Here is a 19,268-nt window from a genome sequence, read left to right as displayed (position 1 = left end):
GCGACCCTGCCGGATTCCCATGACGGACATTTCAGATTTTGTCCAGCAAACTCACAACTTTATCGCGCCGTTTCGAGCCGCCCGCATCGGCGGGTCCCGAATTGCGTCCATCCTGCCGCTATCCTGCTCTTGGCAGACGGCCGGTGACAAGCTAATCGACGGTCCCGGCCCGGAGGATGGAACCGATTTCTCTTCGTACGCCACTGGCGCTTCTCCTGATATCCCTGAGTGCGATCGCCGCCACCTGGTGGTGGTTGGCCACGCCTATCAATCTGGCGCGCGCGCCGATCGACCCCAACGCCAAGCTGTTGTGCGTGTCCTACGCGCCGTTCCGCGGCGACCAGACGCCGCTGGTGCAGACCACCCATATCGCGCCGGAACAGATCGCCGAGGATCTGGCGCAGCTTGCCAAGATTTCCGACTGCGTGCGCACCTATTCGATCGAAAACGGCCTCGACCAGGTTCCGGCGCTCGCCGCCAAGGTCGGGCTGAAGGTGATTCAGGGGATCTGGCTCGGCAGCAACCGCCTGAAGAACCAGGCGCAGATTGCGACGGTGGTGGGGCTTACGAAGGAATATCCCGGTGTCATCACCTCGGTCGTGGTCGGCAACGAGGTGCTGCTGCGCGGCGAGATGACCACCTCCGACCTCGCCGCCATCATCCGCTCGGTCAAGGCGCAGGTCGCCGTTCCCGTCACTTATGCCGACGTCTGGGAATACTGGCTGCGCAACCGCGAAGTCTATGACGCTGTCGACTTCGTCACCATTCACATCCTGCCTTACTGGGAAGACTTCCCGATCCGCGCCAAATATGCCGCGATCCACGTCGACTCCATCCGTAAGCGGATGGCGGTGGCGTTTCCCGGCAAGGAAATCCTGATCGGCGAGACCGGCTGGCCGAGCGCGGGGCGGATGCGCGAGTCGGCGCTGCCGTCGCGCGCCAACCAGGCGCGCGTGGTGTCGGAGATCCTGGCGCTGGCGAAGCGGGAGAACTTTCGCGTCAATCTGATCGAGGCCTACGACCAGCCGTGGAAGCGCCAGCTCGAGGGCACCGTCGGCGGCTACTGGGGCCTGATCGATTCGGTCAAACGCGCCGTCAAGTACCCGCCGGGCGAAGCCATCACCAACTATCCGTTCTGGAAGCTGCAGATGGGAGGCGGAATGGCGCTGGCCGTCGTCGTGTTCGGCGCAGCCTGGCTGACGCTGCGCCGCCGGCCCTGGACGCCCCGGCCGGCAGCCTGGATTGCGGTTGCCGTATCCGCCACCACGGCCGGCATCCTGCTCGGGATCGCCGGGGACAAGCTGGTTTACGAAAGCTACGGCATCGGCGGCTGGCTCAAATGGGGTGCACTGCTGGCGGCTGGCATCGCCGCGCCCCTGCTTGCGACCAACGCCTTGATGTCGGGGCGTTCGCTGCCGACCTTCCTGGAACTGCTCGGTCCGCGCGACGACAATCCCCGCCCACTCCTGGGCACGCTGCTCGCCGTGGTGCTGGCGATCACCACGCTGATCGGCGCCGAGACCGCGCTCGGCTTCGTGTTCGACCCGCGCTACAAGGATTTTCCCTATGCGGCGCTGACCATGGCGGTGGTGCCGTTGTGGACGCTGATGGCGCTGAACCGCCCGCAGGAGGGCGCCCGCCCGATCGCGGAGGCCGTGTTCGCCGGCCTCCTGGCGGCTGCCGCGCTCTACACCGGGTTCAATGAGGGCAGGGACAACTGGCAGTCGCTGTGGACCTGCGCGATGTACTTCCTGCTGGCGATCACGCTGTGGCGGGCGCGGGGCGTGCAAAGCCCAAAATGAGCAGGCCGATCGCCAGCCCTGACAGGCTGATATTGTAGAGCACGATCCCGAACCCGGCGGCGACCAGCCCGCCGGTCAGCAGCACGATCGACGGCCGGATGACGTGAAGTGCTGCGATGATCAGCGCGACGATGCCGAACACCGAATTCTTGAACAGCGACGTCACCAGCGTCCGGGTCTTGCACAGCATGGTGTGCAGGCCGGCATCGCAGGCCAGCGCCACGGTGGAAAACTCGATCGCGAGATAGCGCAGATAAAGCGCATAGCCGACGGTGACGAAGCCGACGACCAGAAGCCATTGCACCTGATAGGGCGTCAGCCGGAACGGGGTCTTTTTCATTTCGCGAATATGCTCGGGAACGCGTTGCGGGACAACCCGGCACAGGCCGTCAGGCGGCCAGCCGCGCGAAATCGCATCAAGAATCGGATACAACACATTGTTATTACACGATTTATTGACTGCGTCGGGTGAACATCGACGTCAGCATCGAGGAGGATTCCGGCTTCTTGGCCGGCTCCTCGACCGCCGCCACCGGCCGCTTCGGGCTGGCGCGCTTGCGCGGCGCGGGCTTGACGGCGGCAGCGGGCGGCTCGCTGCCCGTCAGGGCCAGACGCTGGCCGTCGAACACGGTGGTCTCGCAGGTCCGCTCGTTCTCGATCATGACCGCGCAGATTTTCGCCGCGGCGGCGGCATCGCCGAGCGGACCTGCGACCAGCCGCAGCTGCATGCCGACCCCGCCGCTTCCTTCCTTCACCACGATGATCGGCCGCAGCGCCGCCAGCGGCGCGTTGGACTTCGACTTCAAGAGGCCGCGCCACAGCGCGCGCAAGCCGCCGACCGTATTCGCACGCCCGACATCGACGCCGAATTCGGTGCGCTGCACCGCGAGTTTAGCCGCCGCCGGCGCGCCCGGCTCGGCGTCGGCGGCGACCGACGCCACTTCCGGCATCGGCGCAGCGGTGACGGCCTGCTTCGACGCCTCGGGTTCGATCAGTTTTCCTGCCGCGGCATCGGGCGGAGCCATCATCGATTTCGCCGGCATCAACGGCGTTGAAGTGCCTGCCGCCGGCGGATTCAGCGTTTCCCTGGCAACCGACGACACCGTGGTCGGCACGGGCTCGACCGCCGCCATGGCCGTGCGCGCCTTGTCGGTTGCGGCCGCAGCCGTCGTCGCCACGGGTGCTACAACCGGGGGCGGACTTGCCGGCACCGCGGCCGTCTCGGCCGCCGGCCAGGCGGGAACCGGCGGCATCGTGGCGCTGTTCTGCCGTCCGATCGAGCCGGTGACGGTATCCAGTCCCTGTTCCAGAACGGTGACGCGGGTATAGAGCCGGTCGCGATCGCCGTTCAGCGTCTCGATCGCGGACGCCAGCCGCCTAGCCTCGCTGTGGCTTTCCTTGGCGACCGACTGAATCTGCTGCTGCGCCTGCCGCGCCAGATCGGCGGCGGCGACCTGCTCGCGCCGCGATCCGATCGAGGACTGGTTGACGATCACAGCGAGCACGAGGGCGCCGACCGAGGCGACGCCCCACGAGCCGAGCCGCCACAGCGTGCGGCGGTCGAATTCGTCTTCCTCCGCCAGAAAACCCGACAGCACGCCGCCGGTGTTTTCGGCCTCGAAGCCGTCAGCCAGATGGTCGGTATTCTTGGCCATACGAAATTGCCGGCCCTCCCGAGGCCCACCCGAATCACACGGCAAACATTAACAGGAAATACGTCCTCATCTTGAATCCCCCCGGTTGGCCTGACGGCGAATCGGGTTTCCAAGAGGGAGCAAAACGCTCTAAGAGGGCGGCGGCGCTGGCGTCAGCCGCCATTGAACAGGGAACAGGATGACTGCTCGTTCCAGCCTTACCATCGTGCTCGCAGCCGGCGAGGGCACGCGCATGCAATCCTCGCTGCCGAAGGTGCTGCATCCCGTGGCGGGCCAGTCGCTACTGGCCCATGTGCTCGGCGCCGCCCCGAAGGGAGCGGGCGCCACGCTCGCCGTGGTGATCGGCCCCGACCACGAGGCGGTCGCCGGCGAGGCCCGACGCGTTCGTCCCGATGCCGCCACCTTCGTGCAGCGCGAGCGTCTCGGCACCGCGCATGCGGTGCTCGCCGCACGCGAAGCGCTGGCGCGCGGCGCCGACGATCTCCTGGTGGTGTTCGGCGATACGCCGCTGATCTCGGCCGAGACGTTTTCGCGCCTGCGCGCGCCGTTGAAAAATGGCGCGGCGCTGGCGGTGCTGGGCTTTCAAGCCGCCGACCCCACCGGCTACGGCCGGCTGCTGGTCGAGGATGGGCGGCTGGTGGCGATCCGCGAGCACGCGGACGCAACGCCTGCCGAACGCGCGATCACGCTCTGCAATGCCGGCGTGATGGCCTTCGATGGCCGCCGGGCGCTGCAAATCCTCGACCGGATCGGCAATGCCAACAGCAAGGGCGAATATTATCTGGTCGATGCAGTGGCCATCAGCCGGGACATGGGATTGGAGGCGGTCGTGATCGAAACCAGCGAGGACGAAGTGCGGGGCATCAACACCAAGGGCCAGCTCGCCGAGGCCGAACAGGTCATGCAGGCGCGGTTACGCAAGGCGGCGCTCGAGGCCGGCGTGACCATGATCGCGCCCGACACGGTCTATCTCACCGCCGACACCCGCTTCGGCAAGGACGTGACGCTCGAGCCGTTCGTGGTGATCGGCCCCGGCGTTTCCATCGCCGACGGCGCGGTGATCCACTCGTTCTCCCACATCGTGCAGTCCTCGATCGGCAAGAACACGTCGGTCGGCCCCTTCGCGCGGCTGCGGCCGGGGACCTCGCTCGGCGATGGCGCCAAAATCGGCAATTTCGTCGAGACCAAGGCGGCGACGCTGGAGGCGGGCGTCAAGGTCAATCACCTCTCTTATATCGGCGACACCCATGTCGGCGCCAAGGCCAACATCGGCGCCGGCACCGTCACCTGCAACTATGACGGCTTCTCCAAGCACAAGACCACGATTGGCGAGGGCGCCTTCATCGGCACCAATTCGTCGCTGGTGGCGCCGGTGAAAATCGGCGCCGGCGCCTATATCGGTTCGGGCTCGGTGATCACCAAGGACGTGCCCGACGACGCCATGGCGGTGGAGCGCAGCCCGCAGACCAACCGCGAGGGCGGGGCGAGGCGGTACCGCGAGTTGAAGACCAAGGCCAAGACGCCGAAGGCTTGAACCTGCCGCGGCGTGATGGGGAACGCTGTTGGCGCGAGCGCACTACTCGTCGTCGGCGAATTCCGAAAAGATCGCGCGGGTCAGCCGCCAGCCGCGCGGTTTGGCGCGCTGGACCGGCTCGCCTGGCTGGTGCTTCACGAGTACGGGCTTCGATTCCTGCCCGCGCATCGGCGGCGGCCAGTGGGCCAGGTGGGTGCCTGCGGTCTCGCTGGCCTGCACATGCAGGGAAGCAAGGCCTCGGTCGCCTGGTCTGTGGTCGCGCGTGTCTGTCACGATCCTGTCTCCGGATCGCCTAGCCTTCCGAAAAACAGTTGATCTCGGGTTAACGTGCTGTCCCGATCCGGAAGAAACGGGTATTCCGCGGGCTCCGCGGACAGGCTTGTTAAGGCTTACACTTTACCCTGTCGCAATCCGCAATAATTATTGAGTATCTGGGAACAGGCGATTTTCGTTAAGAGGGTCGCGCGCTGTTTGCGAAATCTTTCGACGATTTGGGGATATTGATCCGCATGTGCGGCATTGTCGGCATTCTCGGACGCGCTCCGGTCGCGGAGCAATTGGTGGATTCGCTCAAGCGCCTTGAATATCGCGGCTACGATTCCGCCGGGGTCGCCACGCTGGAAGGCGACCATCTCGAGCGCCGCCGCGCCGAAGGCAAGCTCAAGAATCTGGAAGCCCGGCTGCGCGCCGAACCGCTCGGCGGTCATACCGGCATCGGCCACACCCGCTGGGCCACCCACGGCAAGCCGACCGAGAACAACGCCCATCCGCACGCCACCGACAACGTCGCCGTGGTTCACAACGGCATCATCGAGAATTTCCGCGAATTGCGGCAGATGCTGGAAAAGCAGGGCGCGAAATTCACCAGCGAGACCGACACCGAGGTGGTGGCGCATCTGGTCAATTCCTACATCCTCAAGGGCGCGTCGCCGCAGGACGCGGTGAAGGCGTCGCTGCCGCAGTTGCGCGGGGCGTTCGCGCTGGCGTTCCTGTTCCGCGGTCACGGCAATCTGATGATCGGCGCCCGCAAGGGCTCACCGCTGGCGATTGGCCATGGCGACGGCGAGATGTATCTCGGCTCGGACGCGATTGCGCTGGCGCCCTTTACCGACACCATCAGCTATCTCGAGGACGGCGACTGGGCGGTGCTGACCCGCGAGGTCGGCGTGATCTATGACGAGCACAACACGGTGGTGAATCGCGAAGTGCTGAAATCCGGCGCCTCGTCGTTCCTGGTCGACAAGGCGAATTACCGGCACTTCATGGCCAAGGAAATCCACGAGCAGCCGGAAGTGGTCGGCCATACGCTGGCGCGCTACGTCGACATGGCGACCGAGCGCATCGCGCTGCCGGTGAAACTGCCGTTCGACTTCAAGGACATCCAGCGCATCTCGATCGTCGCCTGCGGCACCGCGAGTTACGCCGGTTACGTCGGCAAATACTGGATCGAGCGTTTCGGCCGCCTTCCGGTCGAGCTCGATGTTGCCTCCGAATTCCGCTACCGCGAGGCGCCGTTGCGCAAGGGGGATCTGGCGATCTTCATTTCGCAGTCCGGCGAGACCGCTGACACGCTGGCCGCGCTGCGCTATGCCAAGGCGGAGGGCGTGCACACGCTGTCGGTGGTCAACGTGGCGACCTCGACGATCGCCCGCGAAAGCGAGACCGTGCTGCAGACGCTGGCCGGCCCCGAAATCGGCGTCGCCTCGACCAAGGCCTTCACCTGCCAGCTGATGGTGCTGGCCGCGATCGCGGTCGCCGCCGGCAAGGCACGTGGCGAATTGTCGGACGCCGACGAAAACAGGCTCGTGAAAGGGCTGGTGGAAATTCCACGGCTGATGGCGGCCGCACTTTCGACCGAGCCCCAGATCGAGAAGCTGGCGCGCGAGATCGCCAAGCACAAGGACGTGGTCTATCTCGGCCGCGGCACCAGCTATCCGCTGGCGCTGGAGGGCGCGCTGAAGCTGAAGGAAATCTCCTACATCCACGCCGAAGGCTACGCCGCCGGCGAGCTCAAGCACGGCCCGATCGCGCTGATCGACGAGAACATGCCGGTCGTGGTGATCGCGCCGCACGACAAGGTGTTCGAGAAGACTGTCTCCAACATGCAGGAGGTCGCCGCCCGCGGCGGCAACATCATCCTGATGACGGACGCCAGGGGTGCGGCGGAGGCGACCGTGGACTCGCTGGTGACCATCGTGCTGCCCGATATGGGCTCGGCCTTTACGCCGATGGTCTATGCCGTTCCGGTACAGTTGCTGGCCTATCATACCGCCGTGGTCATGGGCACCGACGTCGACCAGCCGCGCAATCTGGCGAAATCGGTGACCGTGGAATAGGGGACCGGGGAACAAGTGTCACACCTCAGGCGGTGGTCGCGGTCTTCAAAAACCTGCTAGGATGGCTTAGCTGGCACTGTACGGTAGCCGCTCCGACCAACCTGGAACCCTGATGAATTCAGACGATTTGCCTCCGCCCGTGCCCACGGACGAAGTCCCGCCGGAAGTCCACAGCGGCCTGATGGCCCGATTCCGCAACTACTTCCTGACTGGCCTGATCGTGGCCGGTCCGGTCGCGATCACCTTCTATCTGACCTGGTGGTTCGTCACCTGGGTCGACGGCATCGTCCGGCCGTTCGTTCCCCTGGCGTACCGGCCGGAAACCTATCTGCCGTTCGGGCTGCCGGGCTCCGGGCTGATCGTCGCCGTGTTCGCGCTGACACTGCTCGGCTTCCTCGCCGCCAACCTGATCGGGCGAACCCTGGTCGATCTCGGCGAGCGGCTGCTCGGCCGCATGCCGGTGGTGCGCGCGATCTATCGCGGCCTCAAGCAGGTGTTCGAGACGCTGTTCTCGGGGCAGGGATCGAGCTTCCGCAGGGTAGGCCTGGTCGAATTCCCTTCGCCCGGGATGTGGTCGATCGTGCTGATCTCGCAGTCGCCCAGCGTGGAGATCGCCAACAAGCTGCCGGGCCAGGAGGAGCACATCTCGGTGTTCCTGCCCTGCGCGCCGAACCCGACCACCGGCTTCTTCTTCTACGTGCCGAAGAGCAAGATCGTCGATATCCAGATGAGCGCGGAAGACGCCGCGACCCTGATCATGTCCTGCGGCGTGGTGCAGCCCGGCTCCGACCAGCAGAAGAAACTTGCTGCATTGGCGGGCATGGCGAACGCCGCACGGGTGGCGAATTCAACCCCGCTGCAGCCGGAACCGGCGAAGGTGGAGTAGGCTTCGCTACAGTCCTCAGCCTGAGGAGCGGCGCTTGCGCCGCGTCTCGAAGGATGCGCCGCAGGCGGGCTTCATGGTTCGAGACGCCGCTTCGCGGCTCCTCACCATGAGGGACAGGAGTTACCCCGCCCCGATCAGCGGTATCGCTTCATCGCGTTCGAACAGATAGAGCAGGCAGCGCAAGGCTTCGCCGCGGTCGCCTTTCAGCTTCGGATTGTCCTTCATGATACGCAGCGCCTCGTCGCGTGCTTGCGTGATGAGCTGGCCGTGCACTTCGGAGCGCACGATGCGGTAGCCGGGCAGGCCGCTTTGTCTGGTGCCCAGGACGTCGCCTTCGCCGCGCAGTCGCAAGTCTTCTTCGGCAATCCGGAAACCGTCGGTGGTTTCGCGGATCACTTTCAGCCGTGCCGTCGACATCTCGTTGAGCGGTTCCTTGTAGAGCAAGAGGCAGGTCGAGGCTTCGGAGCCGCGGCCGATCCGGCCGCGCAACTGGTGCAGCTGCGCAAGCCCAAAGCGTTCGGCGTTCTCGATCACCATGATGGTGGCGGCGGGCACGTCGACGCCGACCTCGACCACGGTGGTCGCGACCAATAGCCCGATCTCGCCGGCGGCGAACTGCTCCATGACGCGGTCCTTTTCGGCGCCCTTCATCTGGCCATGCACCAGGCCGACGCGGCCGCCGAAGCGCTCTCGCAGGCTTTCGAACCGTTCGGTCGCGTTGGTCAGATGTTCTGTGCCCTCGGCTTCGGATTCCTCGACCAGCGGGCAGATCCAGTACACCAGCTTGCCCTTGTCGAGCGCGCGGCCGACGGCCTCCATCACCTCGTTGAGGCGACTGTTCGGCACCGCCCGGGTATCGATCGGCTGGCGTCCGGCCGGCTTCTCGCGCAATTCCGAGACGTCCATGTCGCCAAAATAGGTCAGCACCAGCGTGCGCGGGATCGGGGTTGCGCTCAGCACCAGCACGTCGACGGCGTCGCCCTTGTTGGTCAGCGCCAGCCGTTCGCGCACCCCGAAGCGATGCTGCTCGTCGACCACGGCCAGCGCCAAAGCCTTGAACACCACGTCGTCCTGGATCAGCGCGTGGGTGCCGACCAGGAAATCAATCTCGCCGGCGGCGAGCCGCGCCAGCAGTTCGCGCCGCTCCTTGCCCTTTTCGCGCCCGGTGAGGATCGCGACCCGCAGGCCCGCGCGTTCGGCCAGCGGCGCAATCGTCTTGATGTGCTGGCGCGCCAGGATTTCGGTCGGCGCCATCAGCGCGGCCTGCTTGCCGGCCTCGGTGACGGCGGCCGCCGCCAGCAGCGCCACCACGGTCTTGCCGCTTCCAACGTCGCCCTGCAGCAGCCGCAGCATACGCACCGGCTGACGCAGATCCTCGGTGATGGCAGCGACGGCTTCGCGCTGCGACGTCGTCAATGCGTAAGGCAAAGCGTCGATGATCCGGCTGCGCAGGTGACCATCGCCGACGTGGCGGTCGCCGGCGGGACGGCGCAACTGCGCGCGCACCAGCGCCAGCGCCAGTTGCCCCGCCAACAATTCGTCGAAGGCCAGCCGCGACCAGAACGGCCTGTCCGGTAGGATATCGGTGAGCTCGACCGGCACGTGCACGCGATGGAGCGCTTCGGCGATAGCAGGAAACTTGCAGCGGCGGATCACTTCCGGGCTGATCCACTCGGGAAGATCCGGCAGCTTCTGCAGCGCCTGCGCCATCGCACGCCGCAGCGAGCCCAACGCCAGCCCCTCGGTCAGGGGATAAACGGGATCGATGCCCGACAGCTTGGCGAATCCCTCTTCATCAACGACGCGGTCGGGATGCACGATCTGCGGGACGCCGTCATACATCTGCAGGGTGCCGGAGACGTAGCGCTTGGCGCCGACCGGCAGCAGCTTCTCGACGTAGCCCGGTTTGGCCCGGAAGAAGGTCAGCACCACGTCGCCGGTGTCGTCGCTGGCATAGACGAGGAACGGTGCGCGCGCATTGCGCGGCGGTGGCGGGCGGTGACGGTCGACGGTCACCTCCAGCGTGACGATGGTTCCCTGAGCGGCGTCCCGGATTTTCGGCCGCGCCCGGCGGTCGATCACGCTCGCCGGCAGATGCAGCAGCAAATCGACCAGCCGCGGCGTCTCATGGCGGTCGAGCAGATAGCGAAACAGCCTGTCCTGCTTCGGCCCGACGCCGCTGAGGGTCGTGACCGGCGCAAACAAGGGATTGAGCAGAACAGGGCGCATCGGGAAATCTAAGTCCGTTCCTGTTCGTCATGCCCGGCTTTGCACAGCTTTGCACCTGGCATCCACGGCTTTTTTCGAAGGCGACGTTGCAGGCAGGACGCCGCCCGCCGGAATATCCGGCGCGACGACGGGCTGAGACCATCAACCCGCCCGACGGGTTTGCGCCAAAAAACGAATTTGTTGAAGCCGGATCATGACGGTGGCAAGAAAGCCCGGTCGCTGGGGAGCGCGGAGCAAGCAGCAAAACCATTGCGGCTCGGCGAAATCCGGGACAGCGAAATCCGATATGCCTGCACTGCAGGCGAAACACCGGGGCTGACATTCGCCACAACGAACGCTATATCAACCCCGCCCGGCACGTCCGGGCTTTTGGCGTTCGGATGGGAATCGGAAAATGACGGGATCGGCACGATCGAGCGAGGGCCTGGACGACCGCCGCAAGCGGCTCTTGTTTCGCTGCTGGCATCGCGGCATCCGCGAGATGGACCTCATTCTCGGCCGGTTCGCGGACGCCGAGATCGCGAATCTCTCGGATGAGGAACTGACTCAATTCGAGTATCTGATGGATGTGCCCGACCCCGATCTCTATGCCGCGCTGACCGGCCACATGCCGCCGGCGCCGGAATATGCCAACCGCCTGTTCGACCGCATCCAGTCGTTTAGCTCGGCGGATCACGGCGCATGAAATCGCCCGTTCGATCGCCGGCTGAATTGCTGTCGCCCGGGCGGGCGCTGACCTTTGCCAACGTCGCCGAGGGCGCCGAAGGGCTTGTCGTGTCGGATCTGGCGCGCGCGGTGGCGGCGCGCCCCAGACCATCGGCGGTCAGCCTCGCCGTGGTCTGCCGCGACGGCCCGCGCATGCAGCAACTGGCGCGCGCGCTGGAATTCTTCGCACCCGATTTGCCGGTCATGCAATTCCCGGCCTGGGACTGTCAGCCCTATGACCGGGTGTCGCCGCATGGCGGCATCCTGGCGCAACGGCTGACCACGCTGGCGCGGCTGTCGCGGCTTGCCGGCAGCGACAAGCCGCTGATCGTGCTGACCACGGTCAACGCCGTCGTGCAGCGGGTGCCGGCGCGGGAAACCGTCGCGGCGCAAGCGCTGTCGGTCGCTCCCGGCCACGTCGTGCCGATGGACTCGATCGTGTCGTGGCTGGAGCATAACGGCTACAACCGCTCTTCCACCGTGCGCGAACCCGGCGAATACGCCGTGCGCGGCGGCATCCTCGACCTGTTTCCGGCCGGGCTCGATCAGCCCGTCCGCTTCGACTTCTTCGGCGACAGCCTGGAATCGATCCGCACCTTCGATGCCGAAACCCAGCGCACGCTGCTCGACATGCGCGCGCTCGACCTTGTGCCGGTCTCGGAATTCCAGCTGGTCACCGAAACCATCCGCCGCTTCCGCATGGGCTATGTCGCAGCCTTCGGCGCGCCGGAGCGCGACGATCCGCTGTACGAGGCGGTCAGCGAAGGCCGCCGCCATCCCGGGATGGAGCATTGGTTGCCGCTGTTCCAGGAGCGGATGGATACGCTGTTCGATTATCTCGACGGCGCGCCGATCGCGATCGAGCCGCAAAGCGAGGACGCCGCGCGCGAGCGCTTCAAGCAGATCGCCGACTACTACGACGCGCGGCGCGAAGCGCTGGAGCATCCCGGCGGCGGCGCGATCTACAAGCCGTTGCCGCCGGACCGGCTTTATCTGACCGAGGACGAGTGGACCAGGCGGCTGGAGCAGTCGGCGCTGGCTCGTCTGACTCCGTTCGCCATGCCCGACGCCGGCGCCGGCGTGGTCGATGCCGGCGCGCGGCAGGGACGCAACTTTGCGCCGGAGCGCACCGATACTTCCGTCAACGTGTTCGAGGCTGTGGTCGCACATGTGCTGGCGTTGCAGGCCCAGCGCAAGAAAGTGGTGATCGCGCTGTGGAGCGAAGGCTCGCGCGACCGCATGCGCAGCATGCTGCAGGACCACAAGCTGGTCCACCTCACCAGCGTCAACAGCTGGCGCACGGTGCAGGCGACGCCGCGCAACGAGGCCATGCTGGCTGTGGTCGGCATGGAATCCGGTTTCGAGACCGACCACGTCGCCGTCATCAGCGAGCAGGACATTCTCGGCGACCGGCTGGTGCGGCCGCGCAAGGCCAGCCGCAAGCTCGACAATTTCATTTCCGAGGTCACCAGCCTCGCCAGCGGCGATCTCGTGGTGCATGTCGAGCACGGTATCGGCCGTTTCGTCGGACTGCAGACGCTCGAGGTCGCCGGCGCGCCGCACGACTGTCTGGAGCTGCATTACGCCGCCGACACCAAACTGTTCCTGCCGGTGGAAAACATCGAACTGCTGTCGCGCTACGGTTCCGACCACGCCAATGTCGAACTGGACCGGTTGGGCGGCAGCGGCTGGCAGGCGCGCAAGGCAAAGCTCAAGAACCGGATCCGCGAGATCGCCGGCGAACTGATCAAGATCGCCGCCGAGCGGCATCTGCATGAAGCGCCGAAGCTGCCGGTGCAGCCCGGGCTGTACGACGAGTTCTGCGCGCGCTTCCCCTATGATGAAACCGAGGACCAGCTTGGCGCCATCAATGCCACGCTGAAGGATCTCGAAAGCGGCCGGCCGATGGACCGGCTGATCTGCGGCGATGTCGGTTTCGGCAAGACCGAGGTGGCGCTACGCGCCGCTTTCGCGGTCGCGCTCGACGGCAAGCAGGTCGCCGTCGTGGTGCCGACCACGCTGCTCGCGCGACAGCACAGCAAGAATTTTGCCGAACGGTTCCGCGGCTTCCCGGTCAATGTTGCGCAGGCGTCGCGCCTGATACCGGCCAAGGAACTGACGCAGGTCAAGAAAGGTCTGGCCGACGGCTCGGTCGATATCGTCATCGGCACCCACGCGCTGCTCGGCAAATCCATCAAGTTCAGGGATCTCGGCCTGCTGATCGTCGACGAGGAGCAGCATTTCGGCGTCAGCCACAAGGAAAAGCTCAAGCAATTGCGCGCCGAGGTGCATGTGCTGACGCTCTCCGCGACCCCGATCCCGCGCACGCTGCAACTGGCGCTGACCGGTGTGCGCGATCTCTCGATCATTGCCTCGCCGCCGGTCGACCGTCTGGCGGTCCGCACCTTCGTGGCGCCGCACGATCCCCTGATGATCCGTGAGGCGCTGCTGCGTGAACGTTACCGCGGCGGGCAGGCGTTCTACGTCGTGCCGCGGATCGAGGATCTCGCGGGAGTAAAAGACTTCCTCGACAAGAACGTGCCGGAGATGACGGTCGCGGTCGCGCATGGCCAGATGCCGCCGACGGTGATCGAGGACATCATGTCGGCGTTCTACGACGGCAAATACGACATCCTGCTTTCGACCACGATCATCGAGTCCGGGTTGGATATCCCGACTGCCAATACCCTGATCGTGCACCGCGCCGACATGTTCGGGCTGGCGCAGCTCTACCAGCTGCGCGGCCGGGTCGGGCGCTCCAAGCTGCGGGCTTACGCGCTGTTCACGCTGCCGGCGCAGCAGAAGATCACGGCGCAAGCCGAACGCCGGCTCAAGGTGCTGCAGTCACTGGAAACGCTGGGAGCCGGATTCCAGCTCGCCTCGCACGATCTCGACATCCGCGGTGCCGGCAATCTGCTCGGCGAGGAGCAGTCCGGCCATATCAAGGAAGTCGGCTTCGAGCTTTACCAGTCGATGCTGGAGGAGGCGATCCTCAACCTAAAGGCCGGCGTGGTCGAGCCCGCCGCCGACCGCTGGTCGCCGCAGATCACCGTCGGCATGCCCGTCTTGATCCCCGAGGATTACGTCGCAGACCTCTCGGTGCGGCTGTCGCTGTACCGGCGGCTCGCCGATCTCGATACCGACGACGAGATCGACAATTTCGCCGCCGAGCTGCGCGACCGCTTCGGCGTGCTGCCGGACGAGGTGCGCTATCTCTTCAAGATCGCCGCCATCAAGGGCTATTGCCGGCGCGCCAATGTCGAGAAGGTCGATGCCGGGCCGAAGGGCGCGGTCATCACCTTCCGCGACAACAAATTCGCGCAGCCGGACCGGCTGGTCTACTTCATCCGTCAGCACGGCCAGGCGGCGAGGGTGCGGCCCGACATGAAGGTGGTGTTCTTCCAGGATTGGCAGACGCCGGAGGAGCGGCTGATGGGCACCACCGAGATCTTGCGGCAGCTTGCCAATCTCGCCGAGGACAGGAAGGCGGCGTGACGTTCAGGACGCGGCGCGACGCGCTTGCTCGTAGAGCCGCGTCAGCAACGACTTGGCCGAATCGTTCGGCATCAGGCTCGCGACCGTCACGGCCGGCTCCGATCGCGGGTCGCGTTTGCCGTAGCTGGTATGGCGCATCACGCTGGAAAGCCGCCGCGCGATCATGTGGGCGGTGCGCAGATCGGTATCGGCGAAAGCCACGATGACCGATCCGTCCGGCTGGGTGGCGCCGAAATCCATCTGCCGCATCAGCCGGCTCAGTATCCGAGCGCCATCGAGCTGGGCGCGGGGGTGGGCGGGATCGAAGGCGAAGCGCGCCACCGACAATCCGCCGCCGCGCGACAGCGTTTGGTAGACCGATGTCGCGAAGTCGCGGCTGAACGCTTCCGGCGTCAAGAGGCCGGTCCGCGGATCGAGCAGGCCCTCGGCGTCGATCGATTTGAGGGTTCGGGTCAGATGGGCCTCGAAGGCATGCTGACGGATCAGCGGCAGCGCATTGGCGGCAATATACGCGGGTTCGCCGGATATGATTTCGAGATTGGGCAGCTCATAGTCCGGCGCCAGTCCCTCCGACGTCACCACGACCGGCAGGCTGCGGAAGCGCGCATCCTCGGCCAGTACCGTGAGGAACGCGTCTTCAACGCGCGGGGTAAAGCCTTCGCCGAGCACGATGCCGTCGATGTCGCGGGTGTTGAGATGCTTCGCCGCGGCTTCGATCGAGAGCGCGCCGACCACCCCCATCCGCTCGCCGAGCGATACTGAAAGCGCGGGGTAAGCGGCGCCGCGGCCGATCAGGAGCACGGTGGCGTCGCGGGTGGGATCGAAGTCGGGCAGCGCGGTTCGCGCCAGCGGCGCGCCGTCGAGCCTGCGCATGACCGTGATGTGCAATGTCCGCACCCGCAAGCTGGCCCGTAGTCGCGCGATCAGGCGGTCGTAATTGCCGCCCGTCTGCGAGAAAGGCAGGGCGGTTTCCGGCAGGCGCGTCGTGGGATCGACCGCGATCAGCGGCAGATATGGCTGCAGCAGGGCGATCCGTTTGGCCAGCGCGTCGAAACCGGGTTCGGCGGTCGCGGACGTCGCAACCAGAACCGCGGCCGGGTGCATCTGTTCGACTGCGCGTGCGGCATCGGCCAGGCCGGTATCGATGACCGGGAAAATCCTGGCATCGTCCAGCGCGCTCGCGAACGGCGGCCGCCCGGCGGTCGATACGACGATGATCGGGCCTTGCTGGGACATCTGATACTCGGATCGGCGCTCTGGGATGAGCGCAGAATCCTAGTTGGGCGGTCTTAATGCCGCGTCAACGGAGCCCCCGGATTTCTATCAAGCCTGACTTGCCCGATCGCGAAACGCTTCCACCATCAACGGGTTAAGGCCGAGTTCGGCAAGCGCCTCGCGGGCGCGGGCATTGTCCTGGGCGCGTCCGGCAAGCCGGTGACCGCTGAGCCGGTCGGGCAACGCGGTCAATAGCGCGCCCTGGCCGAGCCGCCGGGCCCACTCCTGCAGGTCCTGCGACAAGAACCGGTAGCCGCCGACCGCCATGGTGCCCGAGGGCGGCGCAGTAATGCAGATCGTGCCGGTCGAACGGTCGAGCCGAGCGGCGTAGTCGGTATCGACGTAATCGCGCGGCGGCTGCGCAATCAAAGAGTCACTCGACGGCGGCGGCGGCGCGTAAGCCGACGGGGATATCATCGGTCCGCGCAGGGCCAGCGTTCCCCGCGGCGTCAGAAAGATCTCGCCTGAAATCGACGAGCCCGGAACCTCCCGCGGAGCGCTATGCGGCCCCGGCAGGATCGCCGCGGGCGAGCCATCGGCCGCGGTTCGGCGCGCCCCGAACAATCCGGCTTCACCGAACAGATAGACGTCGGTCAGCGCGGCGTGTTGCGGTGTCCAGGCCGGACTCGATGCGACCTGTTCCGGCGCGCGCCACAGGCCGATCACATTGCGCAAGGCCGGCAGCCGCGACGCCATGTCGATCTCGGCCAGCCGCAACGCCAGTTGCGCGGGCGCCACCAGGGTATCGCAGCAATGCTCGACGATCTGCTGTTCGAGCGCGTCGCCGTCGTAGGGATGATGCAGCGCCAGCGTTCCGCCCGACAACAGCCAGATCACCAGCGACGAGGTCAGGCCCGCAAACGACGACGGCGCGAATGCCGACATGATCGTCGCGCCCTGCGGCACGTCGCTTTCGAGCGACAATGCGAGGCCGCCGGCGATCAGATTGAGATGCGTGCGCGGCACCGGGCGAAAGCCGTCCGAGGTCACGTCGAAGGAGATCACCGCCGCCTTGCGGCCGTCCTGCACGACCGCGCGCGACGTGGTGGAGCCATTCGACATTGCCAGATCGAGCGAGGCCATGCCTTCGGGCAGGTCGGTGCCGAAGCCGCAGACGTGGCGGATCGAGAAGGCCTCGGCCGCGGCGTTCATGGCGAGATCGGCGTGAACCACTCCGTCGATCCTGCTTGACGTCACGATCGCACGCGCCCCGGTGCGATTGAGCGCGACGGTCAGTTCCGCCTGCCGCCACAGCAGCGGAAACAATGCCACCACCAGGCCGGCGCGATGCGCGGCAAGCACCGTCAGCGCGAACTCGACCGTGTTCGGCAATTGCACCGCGATCACGGAATTGGACGGCAATCCGGATTCGATGAAATGCGCCGCCAGCGCCGTTATCGCCCGGTCGGCCTCGGCGAAGGTCAGGCGTTTCGGCGGCTGGCCGGTGACGCGCGGCTTGTTGACGGGATCGAGCAGCGCCGGCGCGTCCGGCTTGCGCGCCAGGATCCGCTTGAACAAGACGTCGAGCGTCGGCGATGCGTTGGTCTGGATCACGGGATCACTTCGCTTGCGGGGCCGGCTTCTGCCACCAGGTCTCCGGGAGGTAACCCGTCAGCGCGGTAGCCTTTGGCCGTTCTATCCGATTCCACCGCGCGATCCATTGCTCTTGAACGTTAAACAGCGGAATCGCGTAGAAGCCGGACATCAGGGTTCGGTCCAGCGCCCGCACCGCCGAGACGAAGCCGGGATGCTCGCGCGCCTCGAGCAATGCCGCGATCAGGACGTCGATGGCGGGGTCCCTAGCGCCCATGTAGTTTCGCGTGCCTTGAATTCCGGCGGCCTCGCTGCCCCAGTAGAACGACTGCTCGTTGCCGGGCGACAACGATTGATCCCAGCGGTTCTGGAGCATGTCGAAGTCGAAGCCGAGACGGCGCTGGTCGAACTGAACGGCGTCGACCGCACGCACCGAGGCCTCGATGCCGGCGCGCTTGAGATCGCGCTGATAGGCCAGCGCGATCCGTTCCTGGTCGCGCGTCGTCACCAGGATTTCGAAGGTGAGGGGAGCCTTGGTCGAACGCTGCCGCAGCACCGTGCCGTCGAGATCGTAGCCGGCCTCCGACAACAGCGTCAGCGCGCTGCGCAGCGTGGCGCGGTCGCGGCCCGAACCGTCGGTGACGGGAAGGCGGTAGCTGCCATCGAGGATATCCGGCGGCATGTGCGACGCGAAAGGTTTCAGCAGTTCCCGCTCGCGCCCGTCGGCGGGACGGCCGTAGGCCGACAGTTCGGAGCCGGCATAGAAGCTCGCCGAGCGCCCATAGAGCCCGAAAAAGTAATTGCGGTTGATCCATTCGAAATCGAACAGCAGCGTCAGCGCCCGGCGCACGCGGATGTCGGAAAATACCGGACGCCGGGTGTTGAACACCAGGAATTCGGACGGCTGCGGCATTCCGGTCTTGATCGCATCGCGGATCACCTCGCCACTGCGGGCTGCGGCAAAGTCATATCCGTCGTGCCAGCGCAGCGGCTCGGTCTCGACCCGGAAATCATAGAGGCCGCGCTTGAACGCTTCGAACTGGCCGTTGGCCTCGCGATAGAAGTCGAGCCTGATCTCGTCGAAATTCCACAGGCCGCGGTTGGCCGGCACGTCGCGGCCCCAATAGTCGGGATTGCGCGTCAGCGTGACGCTGGCACCGGGTTTGACCGCCGTGACGCGATAGGGGCCCGAGCCGATCGGCGCCGCCATCGAGGTTTCCTCGAAGGTCGCGATGTCGACGGCGTGCTTGGGTAGCACCGGCATCAGGCCGAGGATCAGCGGCAGCTCGCGGTCGTTGGCGCCTGCGAGGTCGAACCGCACGGTCAGCGTATCCGGCGCTTCGGCCCTGGCGACTTTCGAATAATACTGGCGATGATTGGGACGCCCCTTGTCGCGCAGCAGGGCCCACGAAAACAGCACGTCCTCGGCCCGCACCGGCTGACCGTCGGAGAAGCGCGCTCTGGGATCGAGATGGAAGGTGACATAGCTTCGGCTGTCGTCCGTCTCCACGCTTTTGGCGAGCAGGCCGTACAGCGTGAAGGCCTCGTCATTGCCCCGCGCCATCAGGCTTTCGACCACGAACCCCCTGATCTGCTGCACGGCAAGGCCCCTCACGATCAGCGGGTTGAGGCTGTCGAAGGCACCGAGCATCCCCCACACCAGGCGGCCGCCCTTCGGCGCTTCGGGATTGGCATAGGGCATGTGGACGAAATTGGCCGGCAGGGCAGGGGCGCCGTGCATGGCGATGGCATGGCTCGGCTCTGCCCGGAGCGGGTCATCGGCCGCGAGCAGGAAGCCGCCAAACAGGGTGAGGAAAG

General features: G+C 66.0%; 13 protein-coding genes. 6 read left to right on the top strand and 7 right to left on the bottom strand.

Going from position 1 to position 19,268, the window contains the following annotated elements; translation table 11 throughout:
• Positions 1-176 precede the first annotated feature (176 nt).
• On the top strand, positions 177-1,802 hold the full coding sequence (locus KMZ68_RS14125) for a glycoside hydrolase family 17 protein (protein ID WP_215611919.1): 1,626 nt from the start codon (positions 177-179) through the stop codon (positions 1,800-1,802).
• On the opposite strand, the gene KMZ68_RS14120 is transcribed toward KMZ68_RS14125, so the two are convergent.
• On the bottom strand, positions 1,762-2,142 hold the full coding sequence (locus tag KMZ68_RS14120; RefSeq protein WP_215611918.1) for a hypothetical protein: 381 nt from the start codon (positions 2,140-2,142) through the stop codon (positions 1,762-1,764). The genes KMZ68_RS14125 and KMZ68_RS14120 overlap by 41 nt on opposite strands.
• Before the next feature lie 112 nt (positions 2,143-2,254).
• Positions 2,255-3,457 carry a hypothetical protein gene (locus KMZ68_RS14115; protein ID WP_215611917.1) on the bottom strand — a complete coding sequence of 401 codons (1,203 nt, stop codon included), beginning with the start codon at positions 3,455-3,457 and terminating at the stop codon, positions 2,255-2,257.
• A 178-nt stretch (positions 3,458-3,635) separates the two neighbouring features.
• Here KMZ68_RS14115 and glmU point away from each other — a divergent pair, with 178 nt between their 5' ends.
• Complete coding sequence (gene glmU, locus KMZ68_RS14110; protein WP_215611916.1) at positions 3,636-4,991, top strand: bifunctional UDP-N-acetylglucosamine diphosphorylase/glucosamine-1-phosphate N-acetyltransferase GlmU; 1,356 nt, start codon at positions 3,636-3,638, stop codon at positions 4,989-4,991.
• Positions 4,992-5,033: 42 nt separating this feature from the next.
• Here the strand turns inward: glmU and KMZ68_RS14105 are convergent, their stop codons facing one another.
• Entirely contained in the window at positions 5,034-5,264 is a 231-nt protein-coding gene (locus tag KMZ68_RS14105) for a hypothetical protein (protein WP_215611915.1), read from the bottom strand.
• 236 nt (positions 5,265-5,500) lie between these two features.
• Here KMZ68_RS14105 and glmS point away from each other — a divergent pair, with 236 nt between their 5' ends.
• Together glmS and KMZ68_RS14095 are read left to right on the top strand one after the other, a co-directional pair.
• Positions 5,501-7,327 (top strand): glutamine--fructose-6-phosphate transaminase (isomerizing), encoded by a 1,827-nt coding sequence (glmS, locus tag KMZ68_RS14100; protein WP_215611914.1) that lies wholly within the window; start codon positions 5,501-5,503, stop codon positions 7,325-7,327.
• Between the two features lie 109 nt (positions 7,328-7,436).
• Positions 7,437-8,213 carry a DUF502 domain-containing protein gene (locus tag KMZ68_RS14095; RefSeq protein WP_215606699.1) on the top strand — a complete coding sequence of 259 codons (777 nt, stop codon included), beginning with the start codon at positions 7,437-7,439 and terminating at the stop codon, positions 8,211-8,213.
• A gap of 120 nt (positions 8,214-8,333) precedes the next feature.
• Here KMZ68_RS14095 and recG read toward each other — a convergent pair whose 3' ends face one another.
• Entirely contained in the window at positions 8,334-10,442 is a 2,109-nt protein-coding gene (recG, locus tag KMZ68_RS14090; RefSeq protein WP_215611913.1) for an ATP-dependent DNA helicase RecG, read from the bottom strand.
• A gap of 394 nt (positions 10,443-10,836) precedes the next feature.
• On the opposite strand from recG, the gene KMZ68_RS14085 reads away from it, so the two are divergent.
• Together KMZ68_RS14085 and mfd are read left to right on the top strand one after the other, a co-directional pair.
• Positions 10,837-11,127 (top strand): FAD assembly factor SdhE, encoded by a 291-nt coding sequence (locus KMZ68_RS14085; RefSeq protein WP_215611912.1) that lies wholly within the window; start codon positions 10,837-10,839, stop codon positions 11,125-11,127.
• Positions 11,124-14,642, top strand: a complete 3,519-nt coding sequence (gene mfd / locus KMZ68_RS14080) for a transcription-repair coupling factor (protein ID WP_215611911.1) — start codon at positions 11,124-11,126, stop codon at positions 14,640-14,642. Before KMZ68_RS14085 ends, mfd begins: the two co-directional genes overlap by 4 nt.
• 3 nt (positions 14,643-14,645) lie before the next feature.
• Here mfd and KMZ68_RS14075 read toward each other — a convergent pair whose 3' ends face one another.
• From KMZ68_RS14075 to KMZ68_RS14065, 3 genes are all read right to left on the bottom strand, one after another.
• Positions 14,646-15,878, bottom strand: a complete 1,233-nt coding sequence (locus KMZ68_RS14075; RefSeq protein ID WP_215611910.1) for a GGDEF domain-containing protein — start codon at positions 15,876-15,878, stop codon at positions 14,646-14,648.
• A gap of 87 nt (positions 15,879-15,965) precedes the next feature.
• Positions 15,966-17,471, bottom strand: a complete 1,506-nt coding sequence (locus tag KMZ68_RS14070; RefSeq protein WP_215611909.1) for a class I adenylate-forming enzyme family protein — start codon at positions 17,469-17,471, stop codon at positions 15,966-15,968.
• A gap of 4 nt (positions 17,472-17,475) precedes the next feature.
• Entirely contained in the window at positions 17,476-19,191 is a 1,716-nt protein-coding gene (locus tag KMZ68_RS14065) for an extracellular solute-binding protein (RefSeq protein WP_215611908.1), read from the bottom strand.
• Between the last annotated feature and the right edge of the window lie 77 nt (positions 19,192-19,268).

The sequence above is a fragment of the Bradyrhizobium sediminis genome, from assembly GCF_018736105.1.
Lineage (GTDB): Bacteria > Pseudomonadota > Alphaproteobacteria > Rhizobiales > Xanthobacteraceae > Bradyrhizobium.
The sequence above is the reverse complement of the archived record's forward strand: the minus strand, read 5'-3'. Positions and strand labels throughout refer to the sequence as shown.